This is a genomic window from Vibrio cyclitrophicus (assembly GCA_023206055.1).
GTDB lineage: Bacteria > Pseudomonadota > Gammaproteobacteria > Enterobacterales > Vibrionaceae > Vibrio > Vibrio cyclitrophicus_A.
Genome location: CP065366.1, coordinates 2,236,812 through 2,256,552 on the forward strand (window position 1 = coordinate 2,236,812; position 19,741 = coordinate 2,256,552).

Annotated in this window: 14 protein-coding genes; 4 read left to right on the plus strand and 10 right to left on the minus strand. The window is 44.7% G+C overall.

Annotated features, from left to right (window positions below; genetic code table 11):
• Positions 1–94: 94 nt before the first annotated feature.
• Positions 95–1,330 (minus strand): cysteine desulfurase-like protein, encoded by a 1,236-nt coding sequence (locus ITG09_09815; protein UPR51011.1) that lies wholly within the window; start codon positions 1,328–1,330, stop codon positions 95–97.
• Entirely contained in the window at positions 1,314–1,970 is a 657-nt protein-coding gene (locus ITG09_09820; protein ID UPR51012.1) for a 2OG-Fe dioxygenase family protein, read from the minus strand. The genes ITG09_09815 and ITG09_09820 overlap by 17 nt, the downstream gene beginning before the upstream one ends.
• Before the next feature lie 939 nt (positions 1,971–2,909).
• Between ITG09_09820 and ITG09_09825 the strand changes: the two genes are divergently transcribed.
• On the plus strand, positions 2,910–3,878 hold the full coding sequence (locus tag ITG09_09825) for a hypothetical protein (GenBank protein UPR51013.1): 969 nt from the start codon (positions 2,910–2,912) through the stop codon (positions 3,876–3,878).
• Positions 3,879–3,922: 44 nt separating this feature from the next.
• Here the strand turns inward: ITG09_09825 and ITG09_09830 are convergent, their stop codons facing one another.
• Complete coding sequence (locus ITG09_09830) at positions 3,923–4,075, minus strand: hypothetical protein (protein UPR51014.1); 153 nt, start codon at positions 4,073–4,075, stop codon at positions 3,923–3,925.
• A 721-nt stretch (positions 4,076–4,796) separates the two neighbouring features.
• Here ITG09_09830 and trxB point away from each other — a divergent pair.
• From trxB to cydC, 3 genes are all read left to right on the plus strand, one after another.
• The gene (gene trxB, locus ITG09_09835; GenBank protein ID UPR51015.1) at positions 4,797–5,756 is read left to right on the plus strand and encodes a thioredoxin-disulfide reductase; all 960 of its coding nucleotides are present in this window, start codon (positions 4,797–4,799) and stop codon (positions 5,754–5,756) included.
• A 161-nt stretch (positions 5,757–5,917) separates the two neighbouring features.
• Entirely contained in the window at positions 5,918–7,702 is a 1,785-nt protein-coding gene (cydD, locus tag ITG09_09840) for a cysteine/glutathione ABC transporter permease/ATP-binding protein CydD (GenBank protein UPR51016.1), read from the plus strand.
• Positions 7,695–9,416: a cysteine/glutathione ABC transporter ATP-binding protein/permease CydC gene (gene cydC / locus ITG09_09845; protein UPR51017.1), complete on the plus strand. Its 1,722-nt coding sequence runs from the start codon at positions 7,695–7,697 to the stop codon at positions 9,414–9,416. Before cydD ends, cydC begins: the two co-directional genes overlap by 8 nt.
• A 351-nt stretch (positions 9,417–9,767) precedes the next feature.
• On the opposite strand, the gene ITG09_09850 is transcribed toward cydC, so the two are convergent.
• The 7 genes from ITG09_09850 to ITG09_09880 all read right to left on the minus strand — a co-directional run bounded on the left by ITG09_09850 (position 9,768) and on the right by ITG09_09880 (position 19,514).
• Positions 9,768–11,651 carry a methyl-accepting chemotaxis protein gene (locus ITG09_09850; protein ID UPR51018.1) on the minus strand — a complete coding sequence of 628 codons (1,884 nt, stop codon included), beginning with the start codon at positions 11,649–11,651 and terminating at the stop codon, positions 9,768–9,770.
• A gap of 322 nt (positions 11,652–11,973) precedes the next feature.
• Positions 11,974–13,545, minus strand: coding sequence for a BCCT family transporter (locus tag ITG09_09855; protein ID UPR51019.1), 1,572 nt, complete (start codon positions 13,543–13,545; stop codon positions 11,974–11,976).
• 271 nt (positions 13,546–13,816) lie between these two features.
• Positions 13,817–15,415 carry a BCCT family transporter gene (locus ITG09_09860; GenBank protein ID UPR51020.1) on the minus strand — a complete coding sequence of 533 codons (1,599 nt, stop codon included), beginning with the start codon at positions 15,413–15,415 and terminating at the stop codon, positions 13,817–13,819.
• A gap of 169 nt (positions 15,416–15,584) precedes the next feature.
• Positions 15,585–16,223: a response regulator transcription factor gene (locus ITG09_09865; protein ID UPR51021.1), complete on the minus strand. Its 639-nt coding sequence runs from the start codon at positions 16,221–16,223 to the stop codon at positions 15,585–15,587.
• A complete protein-coding gene (locus tag ITG09_09870; protein UPR51022.1) occupies positions 16,216–17,571 on the minus strand; it encodes a cache domain-containing protein in 1,356 nt (451 codons plus the stop codon). Before ITG09_09870 ends, ITG09_09865 begins: the two co-directional genes overlap by 8 nt.
• A 104-nt stretch (positions 17,572–17,675) precedes the next feature.
• The gene (locus ITG09_09875; protein ID UPR51023.1) at positions 17,676–18,959 is read right to left on the minus strand and encodes a TRAP transporter large permease subunit; all 1,284 of its coding nucleotides are present in this window, start codon (positions 18,957–18,959) and stop codon (positions 17,676–17,678) included.
• Positions 18,960–18,968: 9 nt separating this feature from the next.
• Positions 18,969–19,514 carry a TRAP transporter small permease subunit gene (locus ITG09_09880; GenBank protein ID UPR51024.1) on the minus strand — a complete coding sequence of 182 codons (546 nt, stop codon included), beginning with the start codon at positions 19,512–19,514 and terminating at the stop codon, positions 18,969–18,971.
• Positions 19,515–19,741 lie beyond the last annotated feature (227 nt).

Here is a 19,741-nt window from a genome sequence, read left to right on the forward strand (position 1 = left end):
GAGCACACTTCCTACTCAATATTATTGAGAGAAGTATGCTCTTTTCTAATTCTGTAGCTATTAAGTGCTAGTGACTTCTCGCTAATTACTTCTGCTAGTGGCTTCGCAAGATCCCTTCAAGCACATTAAACAACAAGTCGATCTCTTCAATCGAGTTGTAATGCATACAACCAATACGCACCACGCCCTGCTCTTCAATACCCAACTGTTTCACCAAACCTAATGCGTAGAAATGTCCGTTCCACACACAGATATTATGTTCACCCAACTTCTTAGCGATGAACTCTGGAGAGTGGTCATCAAAGGTAATCGCAAACGTTGGGGTTCTTAGGTTCGAATCAAATTCGGTTTTCCCGTAAAGCTTTGCCCCTTCAAGGTCGGCCAAGCGTTTAAGGAAGTACTCACTCAGTTGGCTTTCATGCTTATTATACAGCGCGTAGCTTTGCTCTAAACGAGAACGCAATGAATCGGCTGGATCACCTAACTGCGCCAAGTAATCCACCGCCGCAATCACACCGGCAAGGCCTTCAAAGCTTTGTGTTCCTGTTTCAAATCGACCTGGGCCGATATTGGTTGCAGGCTCAACCTTGTAAGGCTTTAAAGTATGCAGCCATTGAGGCGCAACATAAGCAATGCCAACATGAGGGCCGAAGAACTTATACGCTGAACACGCTAAGAAATCACAATTCAGTTGCTGAACATCAATCAAGTGATGGGGTGCGTAATGCACGGCATCGACATAAACCTGCGCACCATGCTGATGGGCAAGCTCAATAACTTTCGCCATGTCGACAATCGAGCCCGTCGTATTCGAAGCAAACGTCACCGCGACAAGCTTGGTTTTCTCGTTAAGCAGCGACTCAAAGTGCGCCATATCCAAACTGCAATCCGACTCGTCTACGCGAACTTGGCGAACAATCGCACCTTTGTCGCCTGCCGCTTGCTGCCAGCTCGAAACATTTGAGTAATGGTCTAACGCCGTGACGATAACTTCATCGCCCTCTTTCCAATCGCGGCTGATCGCTCGGCTAAGTTGGAAGGTCAGCGATGTCATGTTCGCGCCGAACACAACATTGCCAGAAGACTCCGCATTAAGCAGTGCTTGCGCCGCTTCTCGCGCTTGCTGCATTAAGCTTGTGGTCTTTTGGCTAGAAAAATAGTGGCCGCCTAGGTTTGAATTGAAATGCCCTAGGTATTCGGTCATCGAAGCTAAAACATTCTCTGGTACCTGAGATCCACCAGGCCCATCAAAAAAGGTCACCGGCTTGCCGTTATGATATTGGCCTAAAGCACTAAACTGTTGGCGCACATCATTAAGAGTGAAGGACATTGCGCGCATCCTTAGCTGTTAGAACAAACACATCCATATAGCCCATCTCATCGTGGTCTATGGTACGAATCGGCTGTGCGTTGTGCCAAAGCTTGCTGTCGGCCAGCATTGCGACTTCACCGTCTTCAAGCACTTTTCTAAAGAATGGTGCTTCATGAGAATCTTGGTACAGCATGATCTCGCCGCCCACAATGTTATGACGGTTAACACCAATTAAAGCGATGTGGTCGAAGCCATCTTGGTGAACACCTTCTGGCGCAACCTGAGTTTCTTCAAAAATAGCGGCAATGCGGATTTGGTGGATTTCGATTTCTTGTCCGTCTTCAAGCCCATTGGTTTCAATAAACAGTTCACACATCTCTTGCATGCCTTCGCTGCTTAGAATTGGTGCTTCAATTGGCTCGAATTGGCGAACAACATCACCTTGAAAGTGATTAATGTCTTCAGACTGAACAAAGTTATGTTTGTCTAGCTCTACGACTTGTCCATTACTGAATTGAACCACCGAGTACCTTCTCAATCGAAACTGACCATCCGCATGCTCTGTGCTTGGAAGCTTAGAGAATGACGGTGACAACTCCTCAACTGCGTGGTTACTGAGGTGGGTAATATGTAGGGTATTTTCGTGAGCATGTAACATCATCGACTCCTTAATGATTGTTAATTTACTTTCGATATTTAACGTTTTATTTACATAAAGGATACTTGAAGATCTTGTCAAATCAACATTAAACAATCATTTATCCCGTCAGATTTAATAATTCAGACACTAAATCCAACTTGAAAATCAAAAGCAGTGTATAACACCAGAATAAAAGATGACCAACTCTTAAAACTAGCACACTCCACTAGCTAGTTATAAATCCCTACAAATTTAAATTTAACGATATTATTAACTAGCATGTGATGTTTCATACTATGTCAGCCCTCTCTCTTCAATACGCCAGTCTCCATGCATGAGTTCAGGCATCACACTCGTCATCATTCATTTCTATGCTTTTGCACAACGAAATACGACCTACCTATCAATTGCCAAGCTATTGATTATTTACACAACAATCTGAAATTGGTTAATTTATGAGTACGCCAGAATCCACACGCCTTTGCTTGCGCGTCTGGAACAGGTCGAGTTCGGGGGGAACTCGGCCGCCCTCAAATGGCTCATTTCTTTTAGAAGAGCAACTTGATAGTTCTTTTAGTATCGAAGATGTTTGAGATGGAATGTTGCGGGTGGGATTTGCTCAGTAGCGTTTGAAGTCGATGGTGACAATGAATCTAACGTCTAAATAAACGGCAAGTAGTCAAAAACGCCAAGTGTTCTTAGCTAACACGTTTATGCCCCATGATTTGGTAACCTTTTACTCATTCACATCGTGTTCATGGGATTTTACCCTACTAGAAGTTATCCATTCTTCTAATACTGTTCGTCGTGAATCCCCCGTGTTGGATCTCGGGGGTAAATTCGACCAACTATCAACTACTTTGCACTTCAAATAATTGCAATTGATTAATTTCCTTTAAATCAATTAAGTAGCATAATGCGCCGCAACAGCATATCAAATTCAAATATGGTAAATTAATGAGCGTTGATACTAAAAAAGTTAAAGTGACTTTTTTTATAACTGGGCAAGATGATAAGAGTAAAACTCTAAATGCCCCACTACAATTTGGTAGCTTATGGAAAGACCATTTCTCTAAGTCAAAAAAACCAAAGTTGCAAACTCGTGTGTTGACTAACAATTCGACAACCAAAACATCTACACGTGACCTAGTTCTTTCCATTATTGAATGGGACAAAGATGCTGAATTTTATTTCGGTTATGTCGGTACATTTAGAGACACGACGCTACCAACAAAGTTTAATAAAGATACACTGATTGACCAAAATATCGACTTGGACAACCAAGAAGAGATTATGGAAAAAAGTTATTTCTTGTATTACCCAAAAACAGACATTCTCGTATTCCACCAAAACCACCTTGGCCCTCGTGCCGATGACTTGGGGTATCTGTTATACATGTTTGGAGGTCTAAAAAGAGTACATTTTGAACCTATTTGGAAAGACGCAGATATCAAAGCTCTGCTAGAAAATAACAATGTGATCAAAAATGGGTCTTTAACACTTGCTCTACCACGTAACTTCTCTGAATCAAACTTAGATTTGTCTAATTCTTGGAGCAAAGAGATCATTAGTATGATGTCATCTACTGGTATGAGTCGTCTTGCGATAAACTTTTGGGGTCGAGCAGGTAGAAAAACTGAGAAAGGCTATCTTAATGATAATATTCGTGCCGGTATTAAGGAGTTAATTAGTACTTATGGCACAAGTCGTAGACTTGGTAAATCGGAGCCCGCAATCAAAAAAGCGGAAGTCACTTTAAAAAGTGGTGGAAAGAAACAAACTCTTCTCAACCAAGATCTATCGACTAAACTAGATGTAAACGTAGTTAAAGGCTATCCGACATTACAAGGTATGCGTCAGACATTAGTTTTTGCAAAAACGAGGTGCCAAGATACCTTGTTGCAGTACTACCATCAAAAAAGATAGTGAAAAATGATATCAGAATTTAAGTTTAGTAAATCGAAGTTATTTTACAGTGCTGTTGTTATATGCCCTGTACTCGCTTTTACTGCAGAGCCAACACACGACAGAATCATAGCTATAGCTAGCCCATTGGCTACTGTAGCTGGTATTTTGTTTGGATTTGTAATGGCATCGATAACTTTTATTTCTTCTAATTCCAAAAATCAACTCATCGCCAACATGAAGAGCACCAACTTGTACCACCCGCTGATGGAAAACCTCGCAACCACAGGTTTAGCCTTAATCACGAGTTGTATATTTATGGTGTTTTCTATTTTCATGCCCGAAAATGATATGTTTTCTTGGTTTTTGAAGACTAGCTTCAAGCTCAACTGGGACAATTTTTTTCTATTGATTGGCTTTTACACCTTAATTTACGGTCTCTTTGAGTTCTTATCTACGTGGCGTAAAGTTAACGACGTAGTATGTAAATTATAAAGCTCCGACCGGAGCTTTTTTTATTTCATGATTTTAGCTAATGCCCTAGCGACTTTTAACAGATGCGTTGATGTCCGGATCTCCAATTCAGATTGAATCCCCCCAACAGTGCAATCCCTGCCAATGTTTGCTGTGGCCTAACTACTTGGCCTGTAGGCCTACAAGCTTCTTCAAAGTCGATTTCAAACCAACGAGAGGTAAGTTTGATTAAGGGAGTGATACCTCATCTATTCAACCGTACACAGCCATAGCCCAACACTCCAAAGCCCCAAAACCTTTACGTGTTTTGACCAATCTTCCAGCCACGAAAACGTTTGTCTCGATTAAGTTCTAAACTATAACGATTAATTACACTTCTGCCCTTGTTTACACTTTTATTGCCTCCATATTTTCCATACAATCCTAAGCGATTATAAATAAAACAATTTCAATTTCGGAGTCCTCATGAGCGACGTAAAGCACTGTAATTTATTGATTCTTGGTTCTGGCCCTGCTGGCTATACAGCTGCAGTTTACGCTGCTCGTGCAAACCTAAACCCAGTACTTGTTACAGGTATGCAGCAAGGTGGTCAGCTTACAACCACAACAGAAGTGGAAAACTGGCCGGGTGATGCGGAAGGTTTAACGGGTCCAGCTCTAATGGATCGCATGAAAGAGCACGCAGAGCGCTTTGAAACAGAGATCCTGTTCGACCACATTAACGAAGTCGACCTTTCAAACCGCCCTTTCCGCCTTAAAGGCGATTCTGGCGAGTACACGTGTGATGCGTTGATCATCTCAACGGGCGCATCAGCTAAGTACCTAGGTTTAGATTCTGAAGAAGCATTCAAAGGCCGCGGCGTTTCTGCTTGTGCTACGTGTGATGGTTTCTTCTACCGCAACCAGAAAGTAGCGGTTGTGGGTGGTGGTAACACGGCTGTTGAAGAAGCTCTTTACCTATCTAACATCGCGTCTGAAGTTCACCTAGTTCACCGTCGTGACACGTTCCGTGCTGAAAAGATTCTTGTTAAGCGTTTAATGGACAAAGTAGAGAACGGCAACATTGTTCTTCACACTGATCGCACGCTAGACGAAGTTCTAGGCGACGACATGGGCGTGACTGGCGTTCGTATTAAAGATACTCAGTCTGATAAGACAGAAGACATCGAAGTAATGGGCGCGTTCATTGCTATCGGTCACCAACCGAACACGGAAATCTTCAAAGGCCAAGTTGATATGAAAGATGATTACATCATCGTTCAATCGGGTCTTGAAGGTAACGCGACACAAACCAGCATCCCAGGCGTATTCGCTGCGGGTGATGTGATGGACCACAACTACCGCCAAGCAATCACTTCTGCTGGTACAGGTTGTATGGCTGCACTGGATGCTGAACGCTTCCTAGATGGTCTTAACGATAAGTAAATCTGAGATTGCAGATTTGATTATCGGTGCTCTCGCCTCAGTAGATGCAGGGCGTCATCACATTTTGTTGTAAATCCCTAAAGCCCAGTGGTATATCCACTGGGCTTTCTTTTGTATACTAGCCGCCCTCAACAAATAATAATTATCATTAAGCCTTCATAATGGATAAGAAAAAACAACGCAGCTTGAACAAGTGGCTTAAGCAACAGAGTAAGTTAGCGAAACGCTGGCTTATGATTGCGATTAGCCTTGGCGTACTTTCAAGCGTGTTCTTAATTGCTCAAGCAGCTCTTCTCGCCTCTATTCTTCACCAGCTGATCATCGAGAATGTCGATAAGTCTGAACTGGTTGGTCATTTTGCTGGCTTGGCACTTTCGGTCGTTGGCCGTGCGGGCTGTACATGGGGTCGTGAAATCGCAGGTTATCGCTGTGGTGAACAGATCCGTGTTTACATTAGGCAGCTCATTCTCGATAAGTTACGCGAACTAGGCCCTGCTTACATCAAAGGTAAGCCTGCGGGTACGTGGGCAACGTTGTTGCTAGAACAAGTTGAAGACATGCAAGACTTCTTCTCTCGTTACTTACCTCAGATGTCTTTATCGGTAATGATTCCATTCATTATTTTAGTTGTGGTGTTCCCAGTAAACTGGGCAGCAGGACTGATCTTCTTGATTACTGCTCCACTGGTACCGATGTTCATGGCACTTGTTGGTATGAAAGCGGCCGATGCAAACCGTAAAAACTTCAAAGCGCTGCAGCGTCTTTCAGGTCACTTTTACGACCGTTTGCAGTCAATGACAACCATTCGTCTATTTGATCGCACCAACGCTGAAACAGAAGTACTTAAAGGTGCATCTGAAGTGTTCAGAACGCGTACCATGGATGTGTTGAAAATCGCTTTCTTGTCTTCTGCGGTACTTGAGTTCTTCACGTCGATCTCTATCGCTATGACGGCGGTTTACTTTGGTTTCACCTACATCGGTGAGCTGAACTTCGGCCACTACGGTGCAGGCATTACGCTATTCGCAGGTTTGTTTATCCTTATCTTAGCGCCAGAGTTTTACCAACCTCTACGTGACTTAGGTACTTTCTACCACGCGAAGCAACAAGCGGTTGGCGCAGCCGAAAGTATTGTCGAGTTCCTAGAAACCGACATCACTAAGGTTAAATCAGGCAACACTCAACTAGACCCAGCTCAAGGCATCAATATTGAGGCTCAAGACCTGAAAGTGTTGAGCCCTGAAGGTGTTCAACTGGTTGGCCCTATCTCGTTTGCGCTGAATACTCGCCAGTCGACTGCATTAGTTGGCCCAAGCGGTGCGGGTAAAACAAGTTTAATTAATGCCATTCTTGGTTTCATGCCTTATGAAGGAAGCTTGAAAATCAATGGTATTGAACTGCGTGAACTCGATTTGGCTTCATGGCGAAAAACCATAAGCTGGGTTGGTCAAAACCCGTTACTACTGCACGGCAGCATTCGTGACAACGTCACTCTAGGTAAGCACGATATTGCTGACCAAGTTGTCGAGAATGCACTTGAGCAATCATTTGCTAGTGAATTTGTAAACGAGCATGGCTTGGATTACATGATCTCTGATCGCTCTGGCGGCCTGTCTGTTGGTCAATCTCAGCGTTTGGCTTTGGCTCGCGCAATGATTCAAGACGGTCAGTTCTGGTTATTGGACGAACCGACAGCCAGCCTAGATACTCGTAGCGAACAGTTAGTGATGAAAGGCATCAATAGCAACATTGAAAGCCGTACTGCCCTACTTGTGACGCACCAACTTGCTCCTCTTCAATCGGTCGATAACATTCTGGTTATGCGCGATGGTGGTCTGGTTGAACAAGGTCATTACTCTCAGCTTTCGACTGCGGGTGGTTTATTCGAAGAGATGCTGAACGCGAACTTAGCTCAACAAGACAATAAGGGTAATTTAGATGCGTGATTTACTGCCTTACCTGAAACTCTATAAAAAGCATTGGTTTGGCCTATCGCTAGGCATGCTATTGGCTTTTGCTACTCTGTCGGCTTCTATCGGCTTGTTAACTCTATCAGGCTGGTTCATTTCAGCTTCTGCGGTTGCAGGCCTTACAATTGCACGTGAAACCTTCAACTACATGCTACCGGGTGGTGGTGTGCGTGGTTTGGCGATGAGCCGCACTGCGGGTCGTTGGGGTGAACGTGTTGTGAGCCACAGTGCAACATTCAAGCTACTGACTGATCTGCGTATCTTCTTCTTCAAGAAGCTGGCTCCGCTGATCCCAGGTCGTATATCAAACCTACGTGACGCCGACCTACTTAACCGCTTAGTTGCGGATGTCGACGCAATGGACCACGTTTACTTACGCTTAGTAAGCCCAGTGACGGTTGGTGTGTTAGGCATCTTCTTCCTGACTCTGTTCTTGATGTGGTTCGATAGTTCGCTTGGTTTAATCTTAGGTTCTATCCTTCTGGTCATGTTGCTAGTTTGGCCTGTCTTGTTCTACAAGTTGGGTAAACGTAACGGCGGTGAGCTGACACAGAACAAAGCGGATCTTCGTGTTACCACTCTGGATTGGATTGAAGGCTATAGCGAACTGACTCTGTTTGGTGCGGAAGAGCGTTACCGTAATGCGATTCTAGAGACACAACACAAGCTGATGACGAATCAGTTTGTGAACGCTAACCTAACCGGTATGGCTTCAGCAGCGCTCATGCTGTTCAACGGTTTAACGCTGGTTCTTATGCTTTGGCTTGCGGCTGACGGCGTGGGTGGTAATGCACCAGACCCGTTCATCGCGCTAATGGCGTTCGCTACTATGGCAAGTTTTGAACTGTTGATGCCAATCGCAGGCGCGTTCCAGCATTTAGGTCAAACTCTGTCTTCAGCACGCCGCTTGAATGAAGTGATTCTGTCAGAGCCTGAAGTTCAGTTTGCTGAAGAGAAACTCGACATCAACAAGCCGCTTGATATTACGTTCTCAAACGTGACGTTCAACTACCCTGACTCTGAGCGCAATGTTCTGAATGCTGTCGACCTAACAATTCCGGCTACCAACAAGGTGGCGATTGTGGGTCAAACGGGTTCTGGTAAATCGACTCTGATTCAGCTTCTGACTCGCTACTGGGATCCGAAGAAGGGTTACATCTCAATCGCGGGCATTGAACTGACTCAGTGGAACGAATCACAGCTTCGTGAATCAATCAGTGTAGTAAGCCAACGTGTCGACATTCTAAATGGTACTTTGCGTGACAACTTGTTGATTGCAAGACCAGAAGCGACCGATGATCACTTAGCAAATATCCTAAGAGATGTTGGTCTAGAAAAGCTGCTTGAGAATAACGCACTTGATAGCTGGTTAGGTGACGGTGGTCGTCAACTGTCTGGTGGTGAGAAGCGCCGTATTGGTATTGCACGTGCAATCCTTCATGATGCCCCTATCCTGCTTCTAGATGAGCCAACAGAAGGCTTAGATAAGCAAACAGAGCAAAGCATCATGACGCTGTTCGAGAAGCACTTTGAAGGCAAGACGGTTATCTTCATTACGCACCGTTTGATTGGTCTGGAATCGATGGATTCTATCGTTCTGATTGAACAAGGCGAGATTGTAGAAAACGGCTCTCATGAGAAACTATTGAACGAAGAAGGACGCTATTTCCAACTTCGCCAGGCAATCTAGCTCTTTTATATATTCTACTTAAGCTATAACGAAAACCATTCAAAGCCCGAGTTCATACTCGGGCTTTTTGTTGCCTGTGATTCTTCTGAACTGCCCCCTTCTCCAATCATACAGACCAGTCAATTCCAATAAGTCCTGACCTTGCTCCAAATAGCCAAACAGCTTACAAACTACAAGCGAACGACCCTACGATGGTGAAATTTATGGAGCAGTACTTCCCTACTCGTGCGGCCCTTAAAGCTCAGCTCCCCAGTTACCCGAACAACTAGTTGGGGTTCACAACTCTAGCTAGCAGGCACAAAAAAGCCGAATGTGATAATCACATTCGGCTTTCAAACTATCTGTTAGCGCTTACAGCTTGAAGCGGCTAATTTCGCTCTCTAGCTCGTGAGACAGTTCAGAAAGCTGCGCAGCTTGCTCTGCAGCTTGGTGTGCTTCGTCTGCTAGCTCGTTAGATACGTCACGGATTCCTTCAGTGTTACGAGTAATCTCAGACGTTACTGACGCTTGCTCTTCTGCAGCAGAAGCAATCTGTGTTGCCATGTCGCTGATGCGTTCAACAGCAGCATGGATTTGCGTTAGGCTTGCAGCCGCTGAGTTAGCGTCATCAACACTGGTTTCAGCAAGCGTACGGCTATCGTTCATGATGTTAACCGCTTTGCCTGTTGTACCTTGCAGCAATTCGATCGTTTGTTGAATTTCTTGCGTTGAACCGTGTGTACGTTGGCTCAGAACTCGAACTTCATCCGCTACTACTGCGAAACCACGACCTTGCTCACCGGCACGTGCTGCTTCAATAGCGGCATTAAGTGCAAGTAGGTTCGTTTGTTCTGCAATACCTTGAATGTTAGACAAGATAGCGTTGATGCTGTTGCCGTGCTCTTCAAGTTCTAGAATCACGTTGGTTGCGATTTGAACTTCTTGAGCAAGATTTTGGATAGAGCTTTGAGTCTGCGTTACTTGACCAGTACCGTGCTCACACGCGCCAACCGCTTCAGATGAGTTCTGTGCAGTGTGGTCTGCGTTACCTGCGATCTCTTGTGTTGCTGCAGCCATTTCGTTAACGGCTGTTGCGACCATGTTGATCTCGTCTTGTTGCATCTGGATGCGAGCACTACGTTCTTCCGCTTGAGAAGCCGTTTGACGTGCTTGGTTGCCTAGCGCAGCAGATACTTCGCTCAGCTTGATAACCATAGTGTGCATGTTGCCCACGAAACGGTTGAAGTTTGTAGCAAGCTGACCAATCTCGTCGTCGCTCTTGGGCTCAAGACGTTGAGTAAGGTCGCCCTCACCTGAAGCAATTTCTTCAAGTGCAGCTGAAACGCGGTTTAGGTCGCGGAATAGGAAGCTTACTAACCAAGACACGAGTACGATTACTATTAGAGTAATAACGATAGCAGTGATGATCAGCTGAGTAAGTAGCGTTGAGTGGTTCGCTTCTTCTGTTGCTTTGTCCATCTGAACCGCGAAGATCCAGTTAGTGTTAGGAACCTTCGTGAAGTAGAGCAACTTCTCAGCGCCACGCTCTTTAATGATCTCGATGCTACCAGTACGCACTGCGTTCTCGATGATTGGCATAGAAATGTCGTTTGAAAGCTGGCTTACCGGCTTCAGGCTCAATGCTGAATCTGGGTGTGCTAGGAATGTGCCGTCAGAGGCATCAATTAGCATTGCGTTGGCATTGTCACCAACATCAAGGCTGATTACATCGTTAACCAATTGGTCGATAAGTACGTCTGCACCCACTACACCAACAAGTTGGCCGTTGTGGCGAACAGGTTCTGCGATCGTTACTAGAAGTGCTTTAGTGATCGCATCTTGGTAAGCCGTCGTGATGATTTGCTTACCTGCTGCGTTTGCTTCTTGGTACCAAGGACGTTGACGAGGATCGTAATCTGCACGATTACGTTCAGGATGTGAACGGTACATTCCGCCTTCTGGAGTACCTAAAAAGATATCGTCAAAGCCACCCGCTACACGAGCTTGCTTAAGGAAAGGAACAACATCATCCTCTCGTGAAAAGTCATTAAATGCTGATGCGATATCCGTACGAATATCAATCCAGTTCTTAATACCTTCAGATGCTGCTTCTGATACGCTTTCAGCTCGCAGGTATACGCCATTACGAGTCTGTTCAAATAATTGGTTTGCTGATAACCAAGTCAACGCTGTAGCCATAACGACAACAGCAGATAGGCTAGCACCTATCAACTTCTGCTTAAGTGTTAGTTTCATGTCAAAGTTTCACGAGTGGTGGGAAATCTCGCGCATACTACCCAATATCAGTATTAAATTCGAGCGATTTCACGATTTAATAATGGAATATAATTTTAAGTAAACCATAAGCTTACCTAATGTCAATTCCTTGGCTTGTCGCCAAATTTAAGACGGTATTATCTTTGCGGTTATTAGAATTTTTATCGCACTTTACATGATAAAAAGAGACAAAAAACACGGTAGAGAAGAAACAAAAAAGGCAGAAGAGTTTCCTCTTCTGCCTTCATATTATTGACTGTTCTACTGCGTATAAATTGCTGTAGATTTCAGCTTAAAAAGCCTAGCGTTTTTCTGTACGCATACCCATTAGCAAACTCACACACATCAGTAATAGAATGATGGTGAATGGCAATGCCGTTGAGATTGCACCCGCTTGTAGAGCTTGTACTGCTTCAGTACCGCCAACCCACAATAGAGCGACAGCAATCGCACCTTCTAGGAATGCCCAGAACACACGTTGAGGCACAGGTGTATCAACTTTACCACCTGCGGTGATGCTATCGATAACTAGAGAGCCTGAGTCAGACGATGTAATGAAGAATACTAGAACCAATACAACCGCAATGATTGAAAGCAGAGTACCGAACGGCAGAGCATCAAACATTTGGAACATCGCTAGTGATACGTCCGTTAGGCCGTCTTGGCCAAGAATACCCACGTTATTCACGATTTGGTCAATCGCCATACCACCAAATACTGACATCCAGATGATAGTCACTGTCGTCGGTACAATCAGTACTGCTGTGATGAACTCACGAACTGTACGACCTTTAGAAACACGTGCGATAAACATACCTACGAATGGTGACCATGAGATCCACCAAGCCCAGTAGAATACTGTCCAACCGTGCATCCACGTTTCATCTTCACGACCATGAGGGTTACTCAATGGAATGATGTTTTCGATGTACGCCATCAATGTTGTTGGGATAGAACCTAAAGTCACCGCGTAGCCGATTAGAGCCACTAATATAAGCAGCAGGAAAGCAACCAACATGTTGATGTTACTGATAACTTTAACGCCGCCATCAATACCACGAAGTACTGATACTACCGCTAATAAAGTCACCGCTGTAATCACAATAACTTGCAGCCCTAAGCCTGCTTCAATGCCGAATACATGTTGAATACCACTCGCGGCTTGCTGTGCACCTAAGCCTAGCGATGTTGCCAAACCAAACAGGGTTGCAAGAACAGCAAGAATATCAACAATGTGACCTGCCCAGCCCCAAGCTCTATCACCTAAAATTGGGTAAAATATAGAACGGATAGAAAGAGGCAATCCCTTGTTGTAAGAGAAAAACGCAAGTGACAATGCTACTACGCCATAAATCGCCCAAGGGTGTAGACCCCAGTGATACATGGTTGCACCTAATGCCAGTTTTGCAGCTTCTGGTGTGTTTGGCTCTACGCCAAGTGGCGTTTCAAACCAACCCGTGAAGTAAGCAGCTGGTTCAGCCACACTCCAGAACATTAAGCCGATACCCATACCTGCGGCAAACAACATTGATAGCCAAGAGATGAATGAGTAATCTGCCGTCGCATCAACACCACCAAGACGGATTTTGCCGTATGGAGAAACAATCAAGCCCAAGCAGAAAATTACGAAAATATTACCCGACCAGATGAAAAGCCAATCAAACGAATTGATAATCTGGCCTTTAACGCCATCTAGTGCAGCCTTTGCTGAAGCGGTATCTGTAATAAGAACACCGATCAGGAACAAAGCGATAAGTCCCGCACTGATACCAAATACTGGGTTATGAACATCAAAACCCCATTTTTGGACGTTATCTTGACCGACAGTGTAATCCGTACTGTCGATACTGTATTTATCTATACCTTTAGTCATTATCCCTCTCTACGGAATACTAATAGGGTCTATTGACCTCGTATTCCTTACTTACCTGCGACTTAATTGCAAACTCGAACCTACAATCCAAGTAGTACAAGCTGTTGTCACAATAATTCAAATACTTGGATGTCTGAAGTTTAGCAGGTTAACTTGTTGTTTTCAGTAAAGCAGAATCGGTTCGGTGGAATTTCAAACAAAATTCACGTAATTACTCAAGCTTGTGACGAAAAAAAGGTCGACCCTGTCGACCTTTTTATCAAAGATAATTTTAGCTCAAAGTATTTTGATGCCTAACCAATTGATTTTCTGTTCGTAAACCTAGCAATAAGCTTAGGCACATAAGCAATAATATGAAGGCAAATGGTAGCGCCATTGATACCGTTCCGGCTTGCAGTGCTTGGATAGATTCCGTACCACCAACCCACAATAGAACCGCTGCAATCGCACCGCCCATCAACGCCCAAAATACGCGTTGTGGAACAGGTGCATCGACTTTACCACCAGAGGTAATGCTATCGATAACCAGTGAACCAGAATCAGACGAAGTGATAAAGAACACCATAATCAAACCAATTGATACCACTGAAAGCACAGAGCTCATTGGCAGTGCATCGTAAGTATGGAAAAGAGAAAGGGTAATATCTTGCAAACCATTCACACCAATCTCACCGACCTTGTTCGCCACCTGATCAATCGCGATGCCACCGAAAATAGCCATCCAGATAATGATCACTGTCGTCGGGATGAACAGTACAGCCACGATGAATTCACGAATTGTACGACCTTTAGAGATACGAGCAATAAACATGCCCACGAACGGAGACCAAGACATCCACCATGCCCAGTAGAATACCGTCCAGCCTTGCATCCAAGTTTCATCATCACGACCATGTGGATTACTTAGAGGAATAAAGTTTTCAATGTAGCCCATCAGTGCTGTTGGGATGGCTTTAATGCCCGCCATACCACCCGCGATCGTTACGAAGATCAGCAGACCCAAAGCCACCAGCATGTTGACGTTACTTAGAACCTTAACACCACCGTTAATACCACGAATAACCGACATTGTTGCCAATAGCGTTACTACTGCGATAACGATAAGCTGCATGCCAATACCACCATCGGTACCAAACACATGATTAATACCACTTGCTGCTTGCTGAGCACCTAAGCCAAGTGACGTTGCAAGGCCAAACAGTGTTGCCAGTACCGCGACGATGTCGACAATGTGGCCAAACCAACCCCAAGTTCTATCACCCAAAATAGGGTAGAAAATAGAACGGATTGAAAGAGGCAGACCTTTGTTGAAAGTGAAGAAGGCAAGTGCTAGAGCAACAACAGCGTAGATAGACCAGCCGTGTAAACCCCAGTTGTAGATGGTTGCCCCCAGTGCCAACTTAGCCGCTTCAGGTGAGTAAGCTTCGACACCTAATGGCGTTTCATACCAACCGGTGAAGTAAGCCACTGGCTCAGCAACACCCCAGAACATCAAACCAATACCCATTCCCGCGGCGAATAACATCGACATCCAAGATAGGTTGGAGTGCTCTGCTTTGGCATCATTGCCACCAATACGTATCTTGCCATACGGGGAGACAATGAGGGCAAAACAGAAAATAACAAAGATGTTGGCTGCCCACATGAAGAAACCATCGAAGTTACCGATGACCTTCCATTTAATTCCATCAAGAGCCGCTTTTGCGGTGTCCGGATCTGCGACTAGAAGTGCAACCAGGAAGATAATGATCGCCCCTGCACTGATTCCAAATACTGGGTTATGAACATCAAAACCCCATTTCTGAACGTTATCTTGTCCTACTGTATAATCGGTATTTTCAATACTATACCTATCTTTTACAGGCTCCATGCTTCCTCTCTAATTTGCAGCGCACAGTTTGCAACATTACATTCGGCGCTTAAATTTCGAAAAGAAGAATATCAACCTGTCGCAAAAATACTAAAAAAACCTCCATAAAGGAGGCCTAAATTACACATTTAGTAATTAAATTACACATTTAATGTAATTTAGCGTAAGATCAGTCCACAAGCCCGGAGCTGACTGCGTACTTAGCAAGCTCAGCTGTAGAATGAATATCGAGCTTATGCTTTATATTTTGTCGATGGGTTTCTACCGTTCGATAGCTGATATTCAGTGCCTTCGCGACCTCTTTACTACTCTCCCCTTTCGCGACTAATTTCAATACCGCTTCTTCACGTCGGCTCAATGGATTCTTCACAGATTGCGTCGGAGTAATTGGCTGAGTAAACAAATTCTGCGTCACTTTTTCACAGAAATAGGTCGAGCCTTGATTGACCGTTTTGATTGCCTGCACCATTTTTTCAGCCGAGATCTCTTTCAACATGTAGCCGACTGCACCCGACTGCATTACCTTCATAATGTATTCACGGTTGTTATGCATTGTCAGCATCAGCACCTTGGCTTCGGGGTCTTCTTCTTTAATCAGATGGGTGGCGTCAATTCCGTTCATGATAGGCATGCTGATATCCATCAACACCACATCAGGGCGCATAGACTTAACGACCTCTACCGCTTCTAGCCCATTGCTAGCCGTACCGATCACGCTAATATCTGGCTCGAGTTCCAATCTCGCCATAAAGCCATCCAGTACCACTTGGTGATCATCAGCAATCACAACTCGAATAACTTCACTCATTCATTAATCCCTCTAGTGTCAGTAACACTGTAATTTCCGTTCCGAGGCCAATCTCACTCATCAATTCAAAGTCACCACCGATGAACTCCACTCGCTCTCTCATGTTACGCAGCCCGATCCCTCGTTTTTCCATCGCTTTATAGGTGTTGAAACCGACACCGTTATCTTGAATCAGTAACTGCAACACATTACCAATTTGCTGCGCGATAACCGTCACTTTGGTTGCTTGCGCGTGTTTCTCTATGTTATTCAGCGATTCTTGCACCACTCGATACAAGGTAGTCGCAGCCTCGGATTTCAACTTGCCGGGTTGAGTGCTAAACAAGGTTTCCACTTCAATACCCGAGTGCGCCTGAAAATCTAATAACAATGAAGACAGCGCTGCCTCTAAGCCTATGTCATCCAATGAACTTGGACGAAGTTGATGCGAGATGTGCCTCACCTCTTCGATCGCTCGCATCAGTGAATGCTGCGACTTATTCAAATGTGCTTTAAGATCTTCATTTTGTAGCTTATTACCGAGCAATTCTAAGTGGCAACGACTCGACACTAATAATTGGTTAATACCATCATGTAGCTCACGCGCTAGATGCTTCTTCTCGTCTTCTTGGAACATCACCGTCTTATGCGCGAGTTCCTTCAAATTGTTATCCGCAATTCGATGCTCATGCATGTTAATGGCTAGGGTCAGTACAATAATAACCGCGACCGTCACGCTCAGAATCACCACAATCGAAAAGAACGTGGTTTCAATATTCTTGTTTATTGCGGCCTGCATCGAGGCCACTTCTTGGTGTACGTCTTCAATATACAAGCCTGTGCCAATCATCCAGTCCCAACGTTCTAACCAAGCGGCGTAGCTCAACTTAGATACCACCTCTCCCGTCGAAGGCTTTTGCCACAAATACTGGTGAAACCCGCCTCCGGTTTGCGCCTCTCTTAGCAGAGCTTCTATCAGAAAGTCTCCATCTTCGTCTTGCAGTTCAAGTAGGTTTTTGCCTATCAATTCTGGCTGGATGGGATGAACCAAGTTAGTCCCATGGCGATCGTATGCAAAAAAATACCCATCGGAGCCATATCTAAGTTTAGACAATATGGTTCGAACTTCTTTTTTGGCTTGGGATTCTTGGATATTTGGATCGTTGTAGATGTGCTCTATGGCGTCGAATGCGAGGTCAACCGTGTCTTTGAGGGCGTTTTCACGCGACTTAATTAAGCTATCTCTAAAGATCTCGACTTCTTTAGCGCCTAACGTCTTAGTCTGGTAAAGCGAGATCCAGCTAATACTCGCCGTTACGAGCAACAACGGGAGTAGCGTCAGCAAAATCAGCTTGGCTTTTAGAGGCATTCCTTTCCCTCACAAAAAACGGCTTACTGAACATCAATAAGCCGTTTTACTTTATCAATTTATAGATAGCCGTTGAAACATATCATTCACATTCTAGGCTTCACTCACATTCCATAGAAGGATGGGAAAGCGAGAAGTGATCCAAGTACGAGGATTTGAATCAGAATGAACGGCATCACGCCTCGGTAGATGTCCTTAGTTGTCACACCTTTAGGTGCTACGCCTTTTAGATAGAACAGACTAAAACCAAATGGCGGCGTTAAGAATGAGGTTTGTAGGTTCATCGCGATAAGGATAGCGAACCATGTCATGTTGATACCCATCAGCTCGGCGACTGGCGCAATGATCGGCACGATGATGAAACAGATCTCTACGAAGTCGATGAAGAAACCCAGAATCAAAATCACCAACATGGTAATGATTAGGAAGCCCCACTTCTCACCTGGCAGCTGCAACATCCACTCTTCAACCAGATAATCACCACCGGTATAAGTAAACGCCATCGAGAATGCCGTCGCACCAAGCAAGATAGCAAACACCATCGCGGTCACTTTAACTGTCTCTTTCGACGCAGCAAACACCATCGACCAACTAAATTGACCGTATAGAAGTGCCAGAACCAATGCACCTGCACCACCTAGCGCTGCCGATTCTGTTGGCGTTGCCACACCCGCAAAGATAGAGCCCAGTACAACAATGATCAGCGCTAATGGGGGAAGAATCGCTTTAAGCGCATTAAACACTTCTTGCTTACGGCTAATGGAGTCATCGCGTTCAATAGGTTGAGCCGATTCAGGGTTGAGCTTTGCGTATATCAAGATATAAACGATGTACGCGCCGACCAGCATCACGCCCGGCCAAATCGCCGCTTGGAACAAGTCCCCTACTGGCACACCTAATACATCACCTAACAAAATCAATACGATGGATGGCGGGATGATCTGCCCTAACGTACCAGAGGCACAAATGGTGCCGCAGGCTAAACCTTTGTCGTAGTTGTACTTAAGCATTACTGGCAACGAGATTAGACCCATCGCCACTACCGAAGCACCTACCACACCTGTTGAAGCAGCAAGCAGTGAACCTACGAGTACTGTCGAGATTGCGATACCACCACGCACACCACCAAACAGTCTTCCCATAGACTCAAGCAACTGCTCAGCAAGCTTGGTCTTTTGTAGAACAAGCCCCATGAAAACAAACAATGGAACGGCCATCAGCACCGTGTTTTCCATAATTGATTGAATTCGATATGGCATGAAGGCAAACATTTCAATGCCCTCAGCCCAAACACCAAAGATTAACGCGATACCACCAAAGGTGAACGCTACTGGGAAGCCAAGTAAAAGCGCAAACAAGGCTACGAAAAACATTACTATTCCAATCATGTTCAGCCTCTACTTGTTGTTTGTATGAATATTGTTTGCATGGATAAGATGCGGGTTAAAAATCTTGTTCAGTGAATGCAGGATCAAACCTACGCCACTGAGTGCCATTAAGAAAAATGACAGTGGGATCATGGCTTTGATGATCCAGCGATACGGCAGACCACCGGGATCGCCTGAGGTTTCACCCAGTTCATAGCTCTCTTTGGCAACATCGATACCAAACCAAGCTACCAGCAAACAAAACGGCAGTAGAAAGATAAGCGTGCCAAGCAGATCAATAATCGCTTGTACCTTAAAGCTCAGTTGCTCGTAGAACACATCCACTCGCACATGACCACCAGCCTTGATGGCATAAGGAACACCGAGTAGGAAAACAGCTGAGAAAAGGTGCCATTCCATCTCTTGGAAGGCGATAGACACGTCGTTAAAGGCGTATCGCATCACAACGTCATACACTACGTTAGCAACAAGAAGGATAAACAACATACTGGAAAGCCATCCCAGTGCATCACCGATACGATTAAATAGGCGTTCAATATAAATTAGACTTCGCATTCCCGACTCCATGGAATTTGAAAAGACATCGCGTATTAGAGTTAGCGCAGCTACAACGAGTAGCGCTAACAAGATGCACGACGTAGAAAGGGTTCTTGAGCGTATTACAGGATTTATCCTGCTTAATTATTATGGTTAAAATGAACCCGCCGCTTATCTGCTTAGATACTTAAGCCCTTAGGCACAAGTGATATAACAGTGCATCTGCTTTGGGTTCATTTAACTTT